This window comes from Nonomuraea sp. NPDC051941 (assembly GCF_044593615.1).
Map to the genome: position 1 here is coordinate 179364 of NZ_JBIUCF010000010.1, position 19141 is coordinate 198504.

Below are 19141 nucleotides of genomic sequence, written 5' to 3' on the forward strand. Positions count from 1 at the left end.
TAGCGGCCGGCACCGACAGAAACACCGCCCCCGGGCAGGCGCCTCGACACAGGCAGAGGCACCCGCCCAGAGCCGACGCCCTAGATGTCGCGGAAGGTCTCGATCCGCGCCCCCAGAGCGTTCAGCCGCTCCGCCAGATCCTCATACCCGCGGTTGATCACGTACACGTTCCGCAACACCGACGTGCCCTCCGCCGCCATCATCGCCAGCAGCACCACCACCGCCGGCCGCAACGCCGGCGGGCACATCATCTCCGCGCTGCGCCACCGCGTCGGACCCTCCACCAGCACCCGATGCGGATCCAGCAGCTTCACCGACGCCCCCAGCCGCGTCAGCTCCGTCAGATAGATCGCCCGATTGTCGTAGACCCAGTCATGGATCAACGTCGACCCCTGCGCCGAAGCCGCGATCGCCGCGAAGAACGGCACATTGTCGATGTTCAGCCCAGGGAACGGCATCGGATGGATCTTGTCGATGGGGGAGACCAGCTTCGACGGCCGCACCGTCAGATCCACCAGCCGCGTACGACCGTTGGCCGCCGCGTACTCCCGACCCCGATCACAATCGAGGCCCATCTCCTCGAGCACCGCCAGCTCGATCTCCAGGAACTCCACCGGCACCCGGCAGATCGTCAGCTCCGACGACGTCACCACCGCCGCCGCCAGCAGGCTCATCGCCTCCACCGGATCCTCAGAGGGGGAGTAGTCGACATCCCGCTCGATCTCCGGCAGGCCGTGCACCGTCAACGTCGTCGTCCCCACCCCCTCCACGCGCACCCCGAGCTGCTCCAGGAAGAAGCACAGATCCTGCACCATGTAGTTGGAGGAGGCGTTACGGATCACCGTCACCCCGTCGTGCCGCGCCGCCGCCAGCAGCGCGTTCTCCGTCACCGTGTCACCCCGCTCGGTCAACACGATCGGCCGCGACGGCGCCGCCCCCCGATCCACCCGCGCGTGATAGAAGCCGCCCGTCGCCGTGATGTCCAGCCCGAAATGCTTCAGCGCCGACATGTGCGGCTGCACCGTACGCGTCCCCAGATCACAGCCCCCCGCATAGGGGATCTGGAACTGCTCCGTACGGTGCATCAGCGGCCCCAGGAACATGATCACGCTCCTGGTACGGCGCGCCGCCTCCGTGTCCATCGCCTCCAGCTCCAGCCGGGCCGGAGGAACGATCTCCAGATCGCTGCCCTCGTTGATCCACCGGGCCCGCACCCCGATCGAGGCCAGCACCTCCAGGATCCGGTAGACCTCCTCGATCCGCGCCACCTTGCGCAGGATCGTCCGCCCCGAATTCAGCAACGACGCGCACAACAACGCCACGCACGCGTTCTTCGACGTCTTGACATCGATGCTGCCCGACAGCCGGCGACCGCCCACCACCCGCAGATGCATCGGCCCCGCATACCCCAGCGAGACGATCTCACTGTCGAGCGCCTCACCGATCCGGGCGATCATCTCAAGACTGATGTTCTGGTTGCCGCGCTCGATCCGGTTGACCGCGCTCTGCGACGTCGCCAGAGCATCCGCCAGCTGCAGCTGCGTCCAACCACGATGCTGGCGCGCATCCCGGATCAACCGGCCGATCCGTACAAGGTAATCATCTGACACAACACGAGACCATATCTCACATATGAGATGCCCCAGCCCCAGCAGGCGCCGACGCGCCGGACAACCCACCAAGACGCACCAAATGCTCCGGAGTCGCCTGCGCCCGCACCTTATGCACGAACCCCCGCCGCGCCGCCCGGAACTCATGCCGATCGTCGAACATGTCCCGGCTCATCTCCGCCAGCTCCTCAGCCCGGTACGCGTCCAACGGCCTACGCCGCTCATCCACTTCCCGAACCTGCCGCCGCCCCGCAAGCAGCCGATCATAACCCGAATCCACCGCCAACCGCTCCGCGTACTCCAGCACCCGCCGCTCGAAGTCCAACCGCGAACCCCCCAGCATCCGATCCGCCAACCCCAACTCCACCGCCTCGGCAGCACCCACCGGCAACGCCTGCCGCGTCAACCGCCGCGCCGCCTCCGCCCCCACCCGCCGCGGCAACACATACGTCCAGAACTCACTCCCGAACAACCCCATCGTCCGATAATGCGGATTCAACACCACCGAATCCCGGATGATCACCCGATCCGCCCCCAGACCCATCATCACCCCACCGGCACCCGCATTCCCCCCGATCGACGTCACCACCAGCTGACTCGTACACCCCACAATCTCCCGGCACACCCCGTTGATCGCATTGATGTTCATCCACGCCTCCAGCTCCGGCTGACGCGACGCCTCGATCACATTCAGATGAATACCGTTGGAGAACGTCTCCCCACCCCGAACCACCAGCACCTTCGTGTCCTGCGCCACCGCATACCGCAACGCCGACGCCAACCTCCGGCACTGATCCGACGACATCGCCCCGTTGTAGAAGTCGAAACTCACCACCCCCACACCATCACTACGGTCATACGTGATCTCGCTGTACCCCGAACGCTCCGGCGCCGAAGCCACCCGATCACCCAACGCCAACGCCGCCGGAAGCTTGATCGACCCCTCCTGCTCCAACCGCACATGCCCCACCCACACCGAACCATCACCGGTGTTCACCAGCACCGCGCCCTCACGCCGCGCCACCACCTCACCCGGCCGCCCACCCAGCTCCGGACCCCGATACACGTCGAACACCCGCACCGGCACCTCACACAACACCGACCGCCCACCAGGCGCACCATCAGCCGCCCGCACCCGCCGAACGATCTCCTCCGTCGACTCCTCCCACGAGAACTCCCGATCGGAGTGCCGCATCGCCCGCCGCAACCGCCCCCGCACCTCCGGCGACCGGTAATCCAACGGCGCCGGCACGAACGACGGATCCGCCGCCTTCGCCGCCACCTCCGCCACCAACTCCACCGCCGCATCCGCCACCGGCCCGTTGTACAACGCCGACTTACGCGGCGCCTCCGACGGCATCGCGAACGTCCGGAAACCCCAGATCGGACCCGCGTCCATCTCCTCCACCGCCTGCAACGCCGTCACCCCCCACTCGGGCTCGGCCTCCAAAATCGCCCAATCCAGCGACGACGGCCCCCGATCCCCAGGAGGACCCGGGTGAATGATCACCGTACGATGCGCCTGCCACAGCCGCTCAGGCACCCGCTCCTTCAAGAACGGGCAGATCACCAGATCCGGCTTGGCCAGCTCGGCCGCCTCCACCATCGCCTGCTCCGACACGGCCAGCTCGACACCGACGTCATGACCGGCCCGGCGCAGCTCCAGCCAGCAACGCTGGGTCAGGCCGTTGAACGAGGAGCACAGCAGCAAGATACGCAACGGGGGACTTCTTTCCAGGCAAGGGGAACGACACGGGTTCGGGGGCGGGGGACTGCTCAGCTGGAGGGGCGTTCCCTTCGGCCCCATGCATTTAAGACAGCCCCATATGGCCCATACATGCCTTTGATGCTGACACGAATCGTCGACTGGTGGTGACAGTTCCGGACAAAAACCCGCCCTGACCAGCCCTAATTGACCTACTTTGCCCGAAACATCCACCTGTGGTGGGAACGCGACCGTGCGTGACACCCGAACCGAAACCTCCATCCCGGAGCTCCAACCCCGGGGGAGCGGCCCGCACCAGGGGCCCCCGCGTGAACCCGCAGCAGTCTCGACCCCCGGCAGTCTCGCGCGCCGCACGGCCTCGGCCGCCGGCAGGCGGGCATGGACCGGCGCGGGGATGGCCCGTCCGGGCACTTACGTCCTTTAAGCGCCGTTTGCTGCTTTATATCCCATACCGAACAGAATTCAGCTTCTGTTCGGTATGGGAGTAAATGTCAAGGTTCGGGGCCGGGAGGGGGTCAGAGGCGGTTGACGAAGCGGGCGGCGGCCCGCTGGCTCATGCCGGTCTCACCGCGTACGAAGAACACGGCTTCCTGGATCTGGCCGAGCGACTTGAGCTCACGAGCTTGATCAACCATGTCCATGCTGACGCCGGGCCGGTTGCGCGGGTTCCTGGTGAGCCGGGCGGCCAGGATGATCAGCCAGATGGCCAGGGCGGTGATCACGCCTGTGAGTGCGACGAGACCGGGGGTTGTGATCTCCAGGGCAGGCATGTTAGGGCGTCTGCCCACGCTCGGACGGTTCATGCCGTTTGCTTGATAATGAACATTATGTCAAGTAGCCGCTTTCGGAAGGGGCCCGCTACTCCCCTCGGCAGGTGGGACCGGTGGGTCTGATGGGATTTTTTCCCGCCTGCGCGGCGGGGTGCCGGGTGATTGGCGGGGGCCGGTTTCGGGGGTTGAGCGGGGGTTTCGGGGTTCGGTGCGGTGGTGTGGCGGGCTCCCCTGGGCGCTTACGGAGAGTTTGACGTTCTGTCGAATCGCTGTCCTTGGCGCGAGGTGTGGTTTTAAGCTGGAAGTCCTGCTATTCGCGCCGCGAGAGGAGCAGCACGTGGGGAGCCAGTCGGTGTTATGCCCGGTGTGTCAGGGGGTCGTGCCTGCGACGGGTAAGGAGGCGTACACGGCGCTGCGGGGTCGTCTCATTCTGACGAACGGTTATTGCGCGGGTGGGTGCGCGGAGCGGCGTGCCGAGGAGCAGGCCCAGCAGCAGACGCAGCAGATGGCGCGTCCGGAGCCGGCTCCGGCGCCGGTGGCTCCTGTGCAGATGCCGGTGCGGGCGCCGCTGCGGGTGGTGCGCTGATCGTTTCGGTGTGTTCTTGCCCGTGCGGGGGTGCGGGGTGACCGGTCGTGCGGGCCGGGTGTGGTGTTGTCGGGGTTATGAGTGGCCGTCGGTGGTGTGCCAGTAGTCGCGGGTCTCGGTGGCGAGGCCGTCGGGGTCGAAGCGGGCGAAGACGCAGCCTGCGAGGGTGATGGGGCGGCCGTTGTCGTGGGCGTGGACCCGGAATTCGATGGCGGCCGTGTCGCCGTCGACGATGGGGTCGGCGAAGGTGACGTGGGGGTCGGTTTCGCCGGCGAATGACCATTGGATGTAGTCGGCGATGGCTTGTCTGCCCTGGTGTGGGGGGCGGAAGGGCATGCTGGTGTGGACGGCGTCGTCGTGGTAGAGGGCGATGATGGCGGCGGTGTCGTGGTGGGTCCAGCCGTGTTGCCAGGTGTCGGCGAAGCGTTGGGCGGCGGTTCGGGTGTCCATGGGCCCATTGTGCGGGCGGGGGGTTGGCTGTGAGGCCGGTTTGGCGCGGGTTGGGCTCGGGTCGAGGTGAGTGGCCGCTCCCCCGCGGCCGCTCTGCTTTCCTGTGGTGTCACCAGGAGTGTACGGCGGTTACGGCGGTGATGGGCAGGGGCCCGTACAGGTGGGGGAAGCCGTTTTCGAGGCGGATGTCGAGGCCTGTGGGGTCGATGTCGAGGATGAGCAGGGGTTCGGTGACGTGGGCGTAGAAGGTGGTGTGGACGCCGCGTAGTTGGGCCTGGTCGCGGCTGCAGTGGATGAAGCCGATCTCGTCGAGGGTGTGGCCGAGGGTGGAGATGCGGTACTCCCCCGCTTTCTGGGCGGTTTCCCAGTCGGTTTGCAGGGCGAGGTGGTGGATGGGGTTCATGGCGTCCATTCGGCGTGGAGGATGGCGTAGATGGTTTCGCTGCTCCATTCGCCTTTGACGTATTCGTTGTCGATGAGGGTGGCTTCGCGGCGCATGTGGAGTTTTTCCAGGACGCGGGCGGAGGCGGTGTTGCGGGCGTCGAGGCGGCCGGTGATGCGGTGGAGGCCGAGGTCGTCGAAGCCGAGGCGGAGCATTTCGCGGGCGGCTTCCGGGGCGTAGCCGTGGCCGTGGTGGTCGGGGTGGAGGATGTAGCCGATTTCGCCTTGGCGGTGTTGTCTGCTGGTCCAGATGAGCAGGGTTTGGCCGATGAGTTGGCCGGTGTGGCGCAGGGTGATGGCCAGGTCGATGGCGTCGCCTTCGTCGTGGAGGGCGGTGCGGGTGGCTCTTTTGTCGAGGAAGGTTTGGGTGGTGTCGCGGTCGCGGGGTTCCCAGTAGAGGTAGCGGGCGACGTCGGGGCGGGATTCGTAGGCGTGGACGGCGTCGAGGTCGTCGGGGGTGAAGGGGCGTAGGTGGAGGCGGTCGGTGGTGATCGGGTAGTGGGGTTTGAGCACGGAGGAAGTGTAGGGAGGGGTCAGGGGGGCGGCAATGCGTTTTCGGCGGTTGTGACGGCGAGGGTGAGGAGGGTGCGGGCTTCGTCGAGGGGGCGTTGTTCGACGACTTGCTCGAGCCAGAGGGCGCTGAGGGTGGTGTAGAGGAGGCGGACGCGGGTGTCGGTCTCGGGCAGGTGGAGGGTGTCGGCGATGATGCGGATGCAGCCGTCGGCCCAGCGGCGGGCGATCTGCTGGAGGACGGGGTCGCGGCCGGCGTGGACGTAGAGCTCCCAGAGGCCGAGTTGGCGGGTGCGGTCGGCGGTGGCGATCTGGTCGGTGAGGGCGGTGAGGCCGTGGTCGGTGATCCAGGTGCGGGTGGTGGTGAGTTCGGTTTCGACGAGTTGGGCGAAGGCTTCGGCGAGGAGTTGGTCGCGGGAGGCGAAGTAGTAGGTGGTGGCGGCGAGGGGGAGGTTGGCGTGGTGGGCGACGGCTCGGTGGGTGACGGCGGCGAAGCCGCCTTGGGTGAGGAGGTGGACGGCGGAGGCCAGGAGGGTGGCGCGGCGGCGGCGTCCGCGTGCTTGGGTGGGCGGGTGTGGTTGGGGCCGGTCCCCTGCTTGGGTGGGGTTCTGGTCCGGGTTCAATGGCCACCTGCGAGGTTGAGGATGACGACGCCGCCGATGATGAGGAGGATACCGCCGATCTTGGTTGGGGTGAGGGTCTCTCCCATGAAGGCGGCGCCGATGAGGGCGATGGCGGCGGTGCCGGCGCCGGCCCAGATGGCGTAGGCGGTGCCCATGTCGAGGTGGAGTTTGAGTGCTTGGGCCAGGAGGGTGAAGGAGGTGATGTAGCCGGCGGCGACGGCGATGGTCCAGCCGGGGTGGGTGAGGCCGTTGCTGAGTTTGAGTGCGGTGGTGGCCAGGACTTCTGTGGTGATGGCGAGGGCGAGCAGGAGCCAGGGCATGGGGTCCCCCAGACGTAAAGTGGTACGTGCGTGCCAGTTTAGCTGGGGTGCCGGATCCGGTTCGGGGGCGGTGTGGTTGGCGGAACAGCTTGAAAAGGCTGTCGAATGCGTGTTCCATTGGTCGGTGTGGGTTGGGACGCGCTTGCGCTTGTCGACGAGGCCGCTGATGAGCGTCCGCTGATCGAGCGGCGTGCGGTGGTGCGTGACGGTTTCTACGAGTTGCAGGCCCGCACGATGATCGAGCGGGTGCCGCAGACCGCGGGCATCGCCCAGCAGTGGGCCCTGTCCCCCTATCGTGGGTGCGCGCATGCCTGCCGTGGTTGTGGTGCCCGGGCGGGTCATGGGCGGCTGGGGCTGGATGCGGGGCGTGATTTCGACACGCGGATCGTGGTGAAGCCGAACGCGGTGGCCAGGTTGCGGGCGGAGCTGGTGCGCTGGGACGGTCAGGAGCTGGCGGTGGGGGTCAGCGGCGACTGTTATCAGGCGGCCGAGGAGACGTATCGGCTGATGCCGGGGGTGATCGGGGCGCTGTCGCAGGCGGCGGTGCCGTTCACCGTTTACACCAAGAGCGCGCTGGTGTTGCGTGATGCGGGGTTGCTGGCGCGGGCCGGGGCGCGGGTGGCGGTGTCGATCGCGTTCGTGGACGAGCGGATCCGGCGGGCGGTGGAGCCGGGGGCGCCGACCGCGCAGGCGCGGCTGGAGCTGGTGTCGGCGCTGGTGGAGGCCGGGGTGGAGTGCCGGGTGCTGATGGCGCCGGTGCTGCCGTTGCTCAGTGACGCGGCTGATCAGCTGGGGGCCACGGTGCGGCGGATCGCGGCGGCGGGGGCGCGGGCGGTGGAGCCGGTGGTGTTGCGGCTGCCGCCGGGGACGCGGTCGTGGTATGGGGAGTGGCTGGCGGGGGCGCATCCGCAGTTGGTGGAGCGTTATGAGGAGCTGTACGACCGGGCGGGGATGCCGTCGCCGGATTATGAGCGGCGGATCACGGGGCAGATCGCGCAGTTGTGCCAGATGTACGGGATGGGGTGCGGGGCGCCGGAGGCGGGGCCGCGGCGGCCGCGGGCGGCGCAGCTGGCCCTGGTGTGAAGCGCTGGTGTGAAGCGCTGGTGGGATGGGTGGCGCCGGTAGGGTGCCGCTATGGACGAGCAGGTTGAGCGGTTGCTGGCGGGGTGCCCTCCTGCGGTGCGGGAGCTGGCGGTGGCGGCGGGGGCGCTGATCGAGGAGGTCGTGCCGGACGCGGTGGTGGAGGTGGATGTGTCGGCGCGGCTGATCGCGTACACGTTTCAGCCTGGCACCTACCGGGGTGTGGTCGCGGCGGTCGCGTTGCACGGGGCGTACGTCAACATCATGTTCGGCCGGGGTGTGGAGCTGCTGGAGCATGACGGCGACGGGTTGCTGGAGGGGACGGGCAGGACGGCGCGGCACGTCAAGGTGCGGCGGGTGGAGGATGTGGCGCGTCCGGGGGTGCGGCGTCTGATCGCGGCGTCGGCGGCGCTGACGCCGCGATCAGGAAGGTAGACGCGGCCGGTCAGATGCGGCGCTGCAGGAGCATGCCGGGCCACTCCCCCACGGTGAAGGGGGCGATGCGGGTGAAGCCGCAGCTTTCGTAGTAGGCGACCAGGCGGCCGTCGTCGCCGGCGTAGCAGTCGACGCGCACCAGGCCGACGCCGCGTTCGGCGGCTTCGGTGGCGGCCCGGTCGAGCAGGGCGCGGCCGATGCCGTGGCCGTGGTAGCGGCGGTCGGTGACCAGGGCCTGGATGTAGAGCTCGGGTTCGGTGGCGGGGGTGACGTAGTCGTGGGCGCCGCCGACGACGAGGCAGCCGGCGGGGTGGTCGTCGACTTCGGCGATGCGCATGCCGCCGAGTTCGAGCCAGCCGGTGACCTGGCGGGTGCGGCGTGGGTTGCCGGTGAAGGGGCTGCTGCCCCATTGGCCGGTGCGTCCTTGGGCGGTGAGCCAGGTGACGGCGCTGTCGAACATGCTCAAGACGACGGGGACGTCGCCGTCGCGGCCGTCGCGGATGCGCGGGAGGGTGCTGGGGTGGGTCATGTCAGGCCTTGGTGCTCTTCAGGGCGCTGCCCTTCTTCCATTCCTTGAACGGCAGTTGCCAAAAGCCCCAGCCGTTGTTCCATTCGAGTTCGCGGGTGGTGCCGGTGATGTCGACGACGTCGCCGCGCTGGAAGTTGTCGTAGAACCATCGGGCCTGGTCGGGGCGGGCGTTGAGGCAGCCGTGGCTGACGTTGCGGACGCCTTGGGCCCAGACGTTGTCCTTGGCGTGGACGTATTCGCCGGAGTTGGAGATGCGGACGGCGTGGTCGATCATGACGTCGTAGTAGCCGGGGTCGCCCTTTTTGCGGCCTGGGGAGATCATGCGGACGGGGTTGCCGCGTTCCATGGTGAGGTGGACGCCGGAGGTGGTGGTGTATTCGCGGGTGGTGGCCATGCCGGCGCTGATACGCATGGTTTGTACGCGTTTGCCGTCTTTGTAGACGTACATCATGTGCTTTTTGGTGTCGACCTTGCTGATCTGCCGGGCGCCGATCTTGAGGGTGGCGGAGTAGTCCTTGACCCCGTACAGGCCGTCGCCACCCTTGATGCCGGTGATGCGGGCGTTGAGGGTGACCTTCTGGTGGGCGGGCCAGTATTTGGCGGTGCGGTAGATGGCGACGGTGTCGTTGATCCAGCGCCAGGCACCGGTGACGGGCTTTTCGGCCTCGACTTCCAGGGCGCGTTCGATGGTGGCCTTGCTGGTGACGGGCTGGTTGAAGGTGACGATGATGGGGGCGCCGACGCCGATGGTCTCGCCCTTGGTGTGGGGGGTCACGTCGGCGATCTGCAGGGCGCGTTCGGGTTTGGCGGTGGTGAACGTGCTGGTGGCCGTGGTGGCGCCGGCGGTGGCGTTGACGGTGTAGTCGGTGGAGGGCTTGAGCGCGGTCTTGGAGACCCACTTGGTCTTGTCGGCGTTGTACTTGCCCTCGACCTGTTCGCCCGAGGCCTCGACGGTGACGTTGTCGAGGACGCCGCCGTCGGAGGTGACGACGACCTTCTTTTCGGGGCTGACCTTGCCGCTGCCCTCGGCGGGGCTGATCTTGACGGTGGGGGCCTGGGGGGTGGCGGACGTGGTGACTTCGGGCGCGCCCGCTCCCCCGCTGCCGCCACCGGGGGTGGTGCCCGATGAGCACGAGGCCGTCAGTGTGGCTGCGGTGAGCAGCGCGACTGCGGTGGCGGGCTTCCTCCAAGCGGGCGTAACGTTCAACACTGTCCTTTCCCCCATAGCACCAAACGCACCTCAAAAACCTTAATGCTGATGCATGTAAGACGAACAATCATTTGGGAGAGTTCGGTCACATTTCAATCACTTGTGCCTGGGAAAGGGACCCGTCAAAGGCGGTGGGTCAGGCCGGTGTGCCGTCGTCCGGCGCCCTTGGTGCGGACGGCCTGGGCCAGGGCGCGGCGGGAGCCGACGATGACGACGAGTTTCTTGGCCCTGGTGATGGCGGTGTAGAGGAGGTTGCGCTGCAGCATCATCCAGGCGCTGGTGGCCAGCGGGACGACGACGGCCGGGTATTCGCTGCCCTGGGAGCGGTGGATGGAGACGGCGTAGGCGTGGGCGAGCTCGTCGAGTTCGTCGAAGGCGTAGTCGACGGCCTCGTCCTCGTCGGTGACGACGGTGAGCTTGTGCTCGTCGGGCCGGATGTCGGTGACGATGCCGACGGTGCCGTTGAACACCCCGGCGGCGCCTTTGTCGTAGTTGTTGCGTAGCTGGGTGATTTTGTCGCCGACGCGGAAGACGCGGCCGCCGTAGCGGCGTTCGGGCATGCCTTCGCGGGCGGGGGTGAGGGCTTCCTGCAGGGCGGTGTTGAGGGCGCCTGCGCCGGCGGCGCCGCGGTGCATGGGGGCCAGGACCTGGATGTCGCGGCGCGGGTCGAGGCCGAAACGGCGCGGGATGCGGCGGGCGACGACGTCGACGGTCAGGGCGGCGATGTCCTCGGCCTCCTCGCAGGGGAACAGGAAGAAGTCGTTCATGCCCTGGAGGATGGGGTGGTTGCCGGTGTTGACGCGGTGGGCGTTGACGACGACGCCGGACTCCTGGGCTTGGCGGAAGATCTGCGTGAGGCGTACGCGGGGGATGTCGTCGGCGGCGAGCAGGTCTTTGAGGACCTCGCCGGCCCCGACCGAGGGCAGCTGGTCGACGTCGCCGACGAACAGCAGGTGGGCGCCCGGCGCGACGGCCTTGACGAGTTTGTTGGCCAGCAGCAGGTCGAGCATGGAGGCTTCGTCGACGACGACGAGGTCGGCGTCCAGGGGGTTGTCGCGGTCGAAGGTGGCCTCGCCGCCGGGGCGCAACTGCAGCAGCCGGTGGACGGTGGTGGCCTCGTGGCCGGTCAGCTCGGCCAGGCGTTTGGCGGCGCGGCCGGTGGGGGCGGCCAGGATGACCTTGGCGCGTTTGGCGCGGGCCAGCAGGACGATGGAGCGTACGGTGAAGCTCTTGCCGCAGCCGGGCCCGCCGGTCAGGACGGCGACCTTCTCCGTCAGGGCCAGGCGGACGGCCTGGCGCTGCTCGGCGGCCAGGTCGGCGCCGGTCTGGCCGTGCAGCCAGGTCTCGGCGCGTTCCCAGTCGACGTCGGCGAAGGCCTTGAGCCGGTCGTGGCCGGAGCGCAGGAGGGAGAGCAGGCCGGAGGCCAGGGAGTTCTCGGCGCGGTGGAAGGGCGGCAGGTAGACGGCCGGTACGACGTTGTCGCCGGCCGGGATGGGCTCGCGTACGGCGCCTTCGGCTTCGATGAGGTCTTCGAGGCAGGTGGTGACGAGGTCGGCGGGCACTTCGAGGATCTTGACGGCGTCGGCGGCGAGGTTGGGGGCGGGCAGGTAGCAGTGGCCGTCGTCGGCGGCCTGGGACAGGGTGTAGCGCAGGCCGGCTTTGACGCGTTCGGGGCTGTCGTGGGGGATGCCGACGGCCTGGGCGATGGTGTCGGCGGTCTTGAAGCCGATCCCCCACACGTCGTCGGCCAGCTGGTACGGGCGGGTCTTGACGACGGAGATGGACGATTCGCCGTACTGCTTGAAGATGCGCACCGCGATCGAGGTGGACACGCCGACGCCCTGCAGGAAGATCATCACCTCTTTGATGATCTTCTGTTCCTCCCAGGCGGCGGCGATCATCTTGGTCCGCTTGGGTCCCAGGCCCGGGACTTCGACCAGGCGCTGCGGCTGCTGTTCGATGACCTCGAGGGTGTCGGTGCCGAAGTGGTCGACGATGCGCTCGGCCATCTTGGGGCCGATGCCCTTGATCAGGCCGGAGCCGAGGTAGCGGCGGATGCCCTGGACGGTGGCGGGCAGGACGGTGGTGTAGGAGCGCACCTCGAACTGGCGGCCGTAGCGGGGGTGGGAGCTCCAGCGGCCGAGCAGCCGCAGGGACTCGCCGACCTGGGCGCCGAGCAGCGGGCCGACGACGGTGAGCAGATCGGAGCCGGAGCGTTCGGTGGCGACGCGGGCGATGGTGTAGCCGGTCTCCTCGTTGGCGTAGGTGATGCGTTCGAGGACGGCGTCTAAGGCGACAACGACTGAACCGTCTGGACCATGCGCCACGTAAACTCTCACTCCCCTGCCGTTTCTGGGCCCAGATTAGAGCAACTATCCGGCGGCCACGGAGTCCCCACGCGATGCCAGGGCGGTCGCGCTTTCGAGAACCTTCCCGCTTGCACGGCTGAAAAGCTGGGATGGTGCGAGAAGCCGCGGGTGAGATCGCAGAAGTCGTGAGAACCCGGGTCGAAGCACGTGCAGCTGCCGGGCGAATCCTCTCCTCGCGCAAGCGCGGGCCCGCCGAGACGCGCTCTCCCCCGAGGATGCCGCCCGCGCTGCCTTGCCCCTGGGGTCGCTCCGTCGAGGACTTGGCGGCCATCATCCGCGAGCAACGCCGCGGGGCTCACGTGCGCCGGCAAGCTGACTTGAGCTGATCTCGCCGGCAATAGCGCTACCTGGATGCGCTGAGGCCGACAGCGGGGCCCGGGCGAGTCGAACTGAACGGCCACTCGGATCGGCGTTTCCGAGTCGAGCCGGGGTATGACCAGAATCGGTGGCATCCCACACATCGGTACAACGTCGTTCGCGACGCCGCCGACGTCGACCGGGTCGCCGGCAGGAGAACGGTCACGATCAGCGCTGATCGTCCGTGGCGGGCATCCGCGAGGCGGTCAGGGCCTGCTGCTCGGCGAGATCGATGGACGGTTCCCCATCAACCAGCGCGGTCAGCTGGCCGAGCAGCGACTGGAACAGCGCTCCTTGGACGAGGTCGCGCAGGCTGAGCAGCACCGGCTGCTGCGTCCGCAGCTCCCTGGCTGCGGCCTGAGCGGCCCAGACAGGCCCTTGATCGTGTCCTCGGAACCCTCCAAACCGAGAGCGGCCGTGAACGTGTCCTCAACCTCGTACAGGACCACCGACAGGGTCGCGAGTCCGGCCGCTCTGAGCGCCGCCACCCCCGGCAACACCGCGACCAGCCCGACAACGGGAGCGAGCGCCGCACGACCGAGGCAGTGACCTGGTTGATCGAACTGCGGGAGGCGGGAGAGGCCCGCTGGCTGGTGGCGAGCGTCCGCGTGAGACGGGTGGAGAGCGACTGCTCGCGCAGGTCGAGCGTGATGAACAGATCACCTACGTTAATGGCCACTTTTGCGAGTCACGCAGAAGGCGATGGACCGCACGCGAACCGTTGGTGCGAAATGTCCGGCAAATGCCCGGCCGTTGTCCTCGCCCGGGACCTTAGCGGCGGAGGACGATGTCAATAACCCCTGCATTGGGTGGGCGGAATCGGACATGATTCCGCGTCGCTAGAACAGAAGAAGGGGAAAACCATGCGTACGAAAATCGTGCGGATAGGGCAAGCGGCCATCGCTACAGCCACAATGGCCATAGCCATGACCGCCTCTCCCGCAGAAGCGCACACGGTCAGAACGGGAAACGGCTATGGTTTCGCAGAGATCAGCTCCAACCACGCGACCCTGAATGTCTGCAGGATCCTCGGAAGCTGGCCCGATTCAGACGTCTGGGGCACGGTAAGGTACAGCGGCGGCACTCTCATTCGTTATGACGCGCCAACGCGCGCCGGCTTGTGTTACCCCCACCCTCTATCGGCCAACCCCGCCGATATCAGGTTCTGCTGGCGGCCTTCAGGGACGAACAATCAATGTCTGGAGTGGAAGGGCGTCTGACCTCGGCGGCACGTTTAGAGCCCCGCGTAGGCCGCACAACCAGATATGCAACGCTGATCGCCCCCATCCCTCCCTCCCCCGTGGAGTCCGGAAAAGGAAAGGAGGTGCTCGGCCTTGACGCGTACGGCAGACCCTTGTTGACCGTCTTCAACGGGGGCTCGCTCACCGGGTAGTCATTCGTCACGTGGACCGTGGTGTGGTTGCCGTAGCCGCCCGGCATCATCGCGGGAGCGAGCGTCGCAACCAACTTCGGCGTGAACGCCTTGGTGGGCTGACCGGCGATCCCCGCCGCTCGAGCGAGCACCTTAGGTGCCGCCCGGTGATGCCCTGATCAAGCCCGGCCACCGTGTTGACGCCGACGTCGGCGAGCACCTGGCTGGGCGAGTTCGGTGTCGCCGAACCGCTCGCCATCGCCGAGATCACATCCTGATGAGGATTCAGCACTCTCGCGCACCTTCAGCGCCTCCGGCGTCTCGCCTCACCGGGTTCGCCGGCAGGACACGACAGTGCGCGCAGACTAAACAACCGTGCACTCAGCCTTAAGGACCAACCCGACCGCGGCTTGCACACTCAAGGAGGAAGCAAGCCAGGACGTGTCCGCCAGCGAGAGCAAGCCGCTCACCAGAGCGGAGGAAAGCCTGGCGCCTCACGGTTCGCAGGTGCCGGAAGTTCACCTGGCTCGTGTAGTCCACCAGAAAGATCCAGCAGGAAATCACAAGGCGAAAGAGGAAAAATGAGGAAAACGACATGGGTGCCCACGGTTGCCCTGGCGGCCGCGCTCCTGGCCGGTCTGACGCCCCCCGCATCGGCAGCCTCGCCAACGGACAATGAGGTCCACAATACAGGCACGGTCTGGGTCGGCGCCATCCAAGTCAGAAATTTCAATACTAATCTGGCTTACAGAAGCGGTAAATATGATGAGCTGATTCCAGCCGGGCTCTTTTCGGGCTACCGGCACACTGACGGCATCTACATCGGACCGGGATACTGCGGAAGATTCCGCCAATGGCTCCGGGGGACTGAGCAAAACCCTCCAGCTCCGGAGGACCTGGAGGACCCACAGGTCATCCGAGGGGAGAGATGGGTCTGGTTCCCGGAACCAGCTATTGGCTGGGACGTGAGGGCATTGCCATTAAGCGATCCCCTGTGCAAGGGTGCGTCACTGACCGCCAAGGACGGAAAGCTCCTTATTCAGCCCGAGCAGTCACGCTGAGGCACTGAACACGCCACAAAGTGCCTTACCGCTCGTTGGAGGCCGCTTATCCCCCGTCCCCTTCGAGGGATAAGCGGCCTCCAAAACCGGCTGTGCAAAGTCGATCTCGGCGAGAGGCCATCGTCGCAACGGGCCATTGACCTGCCGCTCATGCGAAACCGAGCACCGCGGCGTACTGCAAGCTCTTGTTGACCGTCTTCGACGTGGGCTCGCTCACGGGGGTAGTTGTTCGTCACGTGGATGGTGGTGTGGTTGCCGTGGCCGCCCGGCGCCATGCCCGGGGTGAGCGTGGCCACCGGGCGCGGGGTGAACGCCTTGGTGAGCCGGCCCGCGATTCCGGTCGCGCGTGCGAGCACCTTGGGCGCGGCTTGGACGCGGCCCTGGTCGAGCCGGGCACGGTGTTCACGCCGATGTCGGCGAGGACTTGGCTCGGGGCAGTACGCCGCCGCAAGCGGCAACTCGTGGCCGTGACCTGCCGCTATGACGTGCACGACTGACTGGGGACGCCTTGGCCGACGACAACTTCGCCGCCAAGAGTGCCGGGCGGGCGGTCCAGCCACGGGCCGGGCCCCCACGTGGTCGAGCCGAGCACGCGCATGGCCTGGATGAACCCCGGCCGGTACAGGTCATTCGTGTACGGATGGCCGGGCTCGAAGTGCTTCGCCGGGGCAGGTCGCCGCACCGGTCGCACGCCACCCAACGCGCCGCGTTCCCACCCGGTACGCACGGACCATGCCCGTCGACCACCGACCGGTGCCCGCGGAGGCGGCACGACAGCATCAGTCGGGGCACGTTGTGGTACCAGAAGCCGCGGTGAACGAGCATGCCGCGCCGGCGGCCGTCCCGCTCGAGGAAGTCGATCGAGTGCCACCACATGAAAGGGCCCTTCGGAAGGAGGCCGAGCGCGTCGTCGGTGTCAACAGGGGTGATCAAGAGGTTGATCGGCGTGGACCCATGGCTTGCATGGCTGGAATGGTGGGCGCATGAGCGATCCCAAGTCGCCGCTGCCACCGCCAAGCCGCGAGGATGTGGCTGCTCGATGGCGAGCGCTGGCAGCAGGTGACGTGACCCGTGAGGCCGTGCATGCCTGGGCGGCTCCGTGGGTGGAGGGTAAGGAAGCATCCGCCGACTGCCCTCCCTTGGTCCTCACGGCTCTGCAGTACCTGCATGGGTTCGATCTTTGTCGTGATCCAAGTCGTCCCGGCGTCGTGTGCCACGGAACGGCGGGCGAAGGCGAGTGGCTTCATTCACTCGACGACATCTGCGATGGACTCGCCCGATGGCAGGAGAAGTGCGAGCTCTACGATGCGGATCCGCAGGGTTGGATGCAGGCGGTACGTCAGCAGGCGAGGGCCCTTGTCCAAGGCAGCAAGGGGCCTTTCGGTGCTGGTGAGGGCATGTAAAAGGCCCCTGGGAGACGGGGGCTCCAGGGGCCCAGCTCGTGATCATGGAACGCGTCAAGCGATTCCTCATGCCGCCTGATGCCATTGGGCATGTGCTTCGTGGACGGTGCTCACTTCGCCACCGCCTCGGCCTCGTCGCGGAAGTCGGGCTCGTGCGCGGCCTCGCCCTGCGCGAAGGCCTGGCCGAGCTTGTAGGCCGGGGACCGGTTCAGCGCGGACTGCTCCTTGTCGTACCGGCGGGTGGTGCGCGGGTCCGCGTGGCCGAGGAGGTCCTGCACGACGTGGAGCTCCACGCCCTCGCTGAGCAGGTATGTGGCAACCGCGTGCCGCAGCGAATGCGGGGAGATTGCATCCCAGTGCGGGACCCCGGCCTTGCGAGCGATCTCGCGGATCTTCCTGAAGATCGCGGGCTGGTCGAGCGGCCTACCGGTGTCCGTGCGGAACAGCGGGCCCTCGTCGCCGCCGCGCAGCGTGATGTACCGGTCGAGGGCAGCGCTCGCGTATGGCGGAACGGCCAGCCGCAGCGTCTTTCCGGCCGGGCCCTTCACGGGCAGGTCGATCACCCGGTGGCCGGTGTCCCACCCGAGGGACGACAGGCGGGACTCGATGACACCGCCGACCCGGCAGGCGGTCACAACGACCAGGCACAGCATCGCGTACGCTCGGGCGCTGTCCCGGACCCTGGACGCAGCGGCCCGGCCATCCTCATGCGCGGCTGCGGTCTTGTCGGCCTCTGCCTTGGCCCAGGCGAGCATCCGGTCCATGTCGGCCTTCGCCAGGCCGCGCGTGCTCGACAGGGAGGAGGGCTGCGCGCGCTCCATGTCGAGGAACGGGTTCCGGGCGGCGGCGCCGGCGCGCACGAGGTACCGGTACCACGACGATGCCGCGGAGATGCGCCGGGCGCGGGTCGAGGCGGCAAGGCCCGCGTCACGCAGGGCCGCGCCGTACAGGTCGGCCTCGATCGGCGCGATGTCCATAGGGTCGAGGCCGCGGGCCAGGATGTAGGCGAGCCAGAACGACAGGTCCTGGGAATAGCCGCGGCGCGTCTTCGGGGAGCTGCGCTTCTCGCTGGACAGCCATCCGGCCGTGGAGGTGAGCACGATGGGGTTCGTGCCGGAGGCTCGCATGAGCTCGGCCAGCTCGTACTCATCACTCGCGGGCGGGGTGCCTCGTACGGCTGGGCGAGACACGGTGATGGCGACCCCCTGTTCGTCGGGGGCCGAGTCGTGGCGTAAAGGGGAAACGGTCACAAAAACGATCTTACATGATAAGAGACATTGGCATGTAAGATCATTAGTAGCGAGGAATCGAGAAATCCAGTCATAGGGCATCGACGCAGCATGACGTCATGGCACAAATGGAACCATGGCCAACAAGCAGCCCCCGGACGATCCCTGGGACCCCCTCGCACGCGAACGCCAAGCCATCAGGGCGGCGGAATCAAAGGAAGCCTTGTCTGTCCTGATCATCGTCTTCGCGTGCCTTGGGCTCCTCGCAGGTGGCGGTGCCCTCACCGAGGAAGGCTCCACCCCTGCAAGCTGGATCGTCATCGCGGCGAGTGCAGCATTAGGCACGTTCGGTGCCGCATGGATGTGGAGGCTCTCCAAGGCCGAGAAACAGCGCCAACTCCAGCTGGCCGCCAGACGCGCCAACCCGCTGAAACCCCGCGTTGAAGCCGTCACCGCCGCTTTCGCCGAAGCCTCACAGCTCATGGCCGAATTGCAACACGACCTCGAACTCCAGCAAGCCGCCCACCAGATCCTCGCCGAAGCGGTCGACGAGCATCAGAATTTCCTCGAAGTCAACCAAGAACAGGCCCAGAAGATCCGAGAAATCGTCCTCAGCGACATCCACGCCAACCGACGCGGCGACCGGCGCCAGCAATGGCTGTTCTTCATCCTTGGCGTCGCCGTCTCCATCCCTATCGGCGTCGTCATCAACGTGCTCGTCCCCTAGCCACCAATCCGCGCCCGCACCTCCCGTTCCACCACCGACAGACGATCGAGGCGCAGAAGGCGGCGACTCCGGTGATCGAACACAGTCGGAGGCCTCCTCTCCCCCACCCGCAGCCGGAACAAGATCCACCCACGCACCACCGTATGAAGCGACAGGCGGCGCCGAACGCAGGCGCCCGCGCGGCCGGCGGCGGAGCGGGGGTGGGGCAAACGCAAGCGCTGTGTCCAGCGTGCGCCCGGCGGTGCTGTAGCGGCGACTACTCCCGGCGGCGTAGTCCGGTCGGTCGCTGGTCCCGGGGCGGTAGCGGCAGATGACTTCGCTTGCAGGACGCCC

Annotated in this window: 19 protein-coding genes; 6 read left to right on the top strand and 13 right to left on the bottom strand. The window is 67.4% G+C overall.

Annotated features, from left to right (window positions below):
* Positions 1–80: 80 nt before the first annotated feature.
* From ACIHFD_RS19180 to ACIHFD_RS19190, 3 genes are all read right to left on the bottom strand, one after another.
* Positions 81–1610 carry a UDP-N-acetylglucosamine 1-carboxyvinyltransferase gene (locus ACIHFD_RS19180; RefSeq protein ID WP_350736361.1) on the bottom strand — a complete coding sequence of 510 codons (1530 nt, stop codon included), beginning with the start codon at positions 1608–1610 and terminating at the stop codon, positions 81–83.
* A gap of 16 nt (positions 1611–1626) precedes the next feature.
* On the bottom strand, positions 1627–3330 hold the full coding sequence (locus ACIHFD_RS19185; RefSeq protein ID WP_397368058.1) for a hydrogenase maturation protein: 1704 nt from the start codon (positions 3328–3330) through the stop codon (positions 1627–1629).
* Between the two features lie 521 nt (positions 3331–3851).
* Positions 3852–4124: a hypothetical protein gene (locus tag ACIHFD_RS19190; protein ID WP_397368059.1), complete on the bottom strand. Its 273-nt coding sequence runs from the start codon at positions 4122–4124 to the stop codon at positions 3852–3854.
* Between the two features lie 361 nt (positions 4125–4485).
* On the opposite strand from ACIHFD_RS19190, the gene ACIHFD_RS19195 reads away from it, so the two are divergent.
* Complete coding sequence (locus ACIHFD_RS19195; protein WP_397368060.1) at positions 4486–4692, top strand: hypothetical protein; 207 nt, start codon at positions 4486–4488, stop codon at positions 4690–4692.
* A 75-nt stretch (positions 4693–4767) separates the two neighbouring features.
* Here the strand turns inward: ACIHFD_RS19195 and ACIHFD_RS19200 are convergent, their stop codons facing one another.
* The 5 genes from ACIHFD_RS19200 to ACIHFD_RS19220 form a co-directional block, all read right to left on the bottom strand.
* Positions 4768–5142 carry a nuclear transport factor 2 family protein gene (locus ACIHFD_RS19200; RefSeq protein ID WP_397368061.1) on the bottom strand — a complete coding sequence of 125 codons (375 nt, stop codon included), beginning with the start codon at positions 5140–5142 and terminating at the stop codon, positions 4768–4770.
* Positions 5143–5251: 109 nt separating this feature from the next.
* Positions 5252–5545 carry a DUF952 domain-containing protein gene (locus ACIHFD_RS19205; protein ID WP_397368062.1) on the bottom strand — a complete coding sequence of 98 codons (294 nt, stop codon included), beginning with the start codon at positions 5543–5545 and terminating at the stop codon, positions 5252–5254.
* Positions 5542–6096 (bottom strand): GNAT family N-acetyltransferase, encoded by a 555-nt coding sequence (locus ACIHFD_RS19210; protein ID WP_397368063.1) that lies wholly within the window; start codon positions 6094–6096, stop codon positions 5542–5544. Before ACIHFD_RS19210 ends, ACIHFD_RS19205 begins: the two co-directional genes overlap by 4 nt.
* A 20-nt stretch (positions 6097–6116) precedes the next feature.
* Positions 6117–6716 carry a TetR/AcrR family transcriptional regulator gene (locus ACIHFD_RS19215; RefSeq protein ID WP_397368064.1) on the bottom strand — a complete coding sequence of 200 codons (600 nt, stop codon included), beginning with the start codon at positions 6714–6716 and terminating at the stop codon, positions 6117–6119.
* Positions 6713–7036 (bottom strand): DMT family transporter, encoded by a 324-nt coding sequence (locus ACIHFD_RS19220; RefSeq protein WP_397368065.1) that lies wholly within the window; start codon positions 7034–7036, stop codon positions 6713–6715. Before ACIHFD_RS19220 ends, ACIHFD_RS19215 begins: the two co-directional genes overlap by 4 nt.
* 105 nt (positions 7037–7141) lie before the next feature.
* Between ACIHFD_RS19220 and ACIHFD_RS19225 the strand changes: the two genes are divergently transcribed.
* A complete protein-coding gene (locus ACIHFD_RS19225) occupies positions 7142–8119 on the top strand; it encodes a radical SAM protein (RefSeq protein WP_350736340.1) in 978 nt (325 codons plus the stop codon).
* Positions 8120–8170: 51 nt separating this feature from the next.
* Positions 8171–8551: a hypothetical protein gene (locus ACIHFD_RS19230; RefSeq protein ID WP_397368066.1), complete on the top strand. Its 381-nt coding sequence runs from the start codon at positions 8171–8173 to the stop codon at positions 8549–8551.
* Positions 8552–8561: 10 nt separating this feature from the next.
* On the opposite strand, the gene ACIHFD_RS19235 is transcribed toward ACIHFD_RS19230, so the two are convergent.
* The 4 genes from ACIHFD_RS19235 to ACIHFD_RS19250 all read right to left on the bottom strand — a co-directional run bounded on the left by ACIHFD_RS19235 (position 8562) and on the right by ACIHFD_RS19250 (position 13340).
* The gene (locus ACIHFD_RS19235) at positions 8562–9080 is read right to left on the bottom strand and encodes a GNAT family N-acetyltransferase (RefSeq protein WP_397368067.1); all 519 of its coding nucleotides are present in this window, start codon (positions 9078–9080) and stop codon (positions 8562–8564) included.
* A 1-nt stretch (position 9081) separates the two neighbouring features.
* Positions 9082–10287, bottom strand: coding sequence for an Ig-like domain-containing protein (locus tag ACIHFD_RS19240; protein WP_397368068.1), 1206 nt, complete (start codon positions 10285–10287; stop codon positions 9082–9084).
* A gap of 125 nt (positions 10288–10412) precedes the next feature.
* Entirely contained in the window at positions 10413–12617 is a 2205-nt protein-coding gene (locus ACIHFD_RS19245) for an ATP-dependent RecD-like DNA helicase (RefSeq protein WP_397368069.1), read from the bottom strand.
* Positions 12618–13184: 567 nt separating this feature from the next.
* The gene (locus tag ACIHFD_RS19250) at positions 13185–13340 is read right to left on the bottom strand and encodes a hypothetical protein (protein ID WP_397368070.1); all 156 of its coding nucleotides are present in this window, start codon (positions 13338–13340) and stop codon (positions 13185–13187) included.
* Positions 13341–15817: 2477 nt separating this feature from the next.
* Between ACIHFD_RS19250 and ACIHFD_RS19255 the strand changes: the two genes are divergently transcribed.
* Positions 15818–15946 (top strand): hypothetical protein, encoded by a 129-nt coding sequence (locus tag ACIHFD_RS19255; RefSeq protein ID WP_397368071.1) that lies wholly within the window; start codon positions 15818–15820, stop codon positions 15944–15946.
* Between the two features lie 486 nt (positions 15947–16432).
* Positions 16433–16852: a hypothetical protein gene (locus ACIHFD_RS19260; RefSeq protein ID WP_397368072.1), complete on the top strand. Its 420-nt coding sequence runs from the start codon at positions 16433–16435 to the stop codon at positions 16850–16852.
* Positions 16853–16962: 110 nt separating this feature from the next.
* Here ACIHFD_RS19260 and ACIHFD_RS19265 read toward each other — a convergent pair whose 3' ends face one another.
* Positions 16963–18102, bottom strand: a complete 1140-nt coding sequence (locus ACIHFD_RS19265; protein WP_397368073.1) for a tyrosine-type recombinase/integrase — start codon at positions 18100–18102, stop codon at positions 16963–16965.
* 115 nt (positions 18103–18217) lie between these two features.
* On the opposite strand from ACIHFD_RS19265, the gene ACIHFD_RS19270 reads away from it, so the two are divergent.
* On the top strand, positions 18218–18808 hold the full coding sequence (locus tag ACIHFD_RS19270) for a hypothetical protein (RefSeq protein WP_397368074.1): 591 nt from the start codon (positions 18218–18220) through the stop codon (positions 18806–18808).
* Positions 18809–19141: the final 333 nt, after the last annotated feature.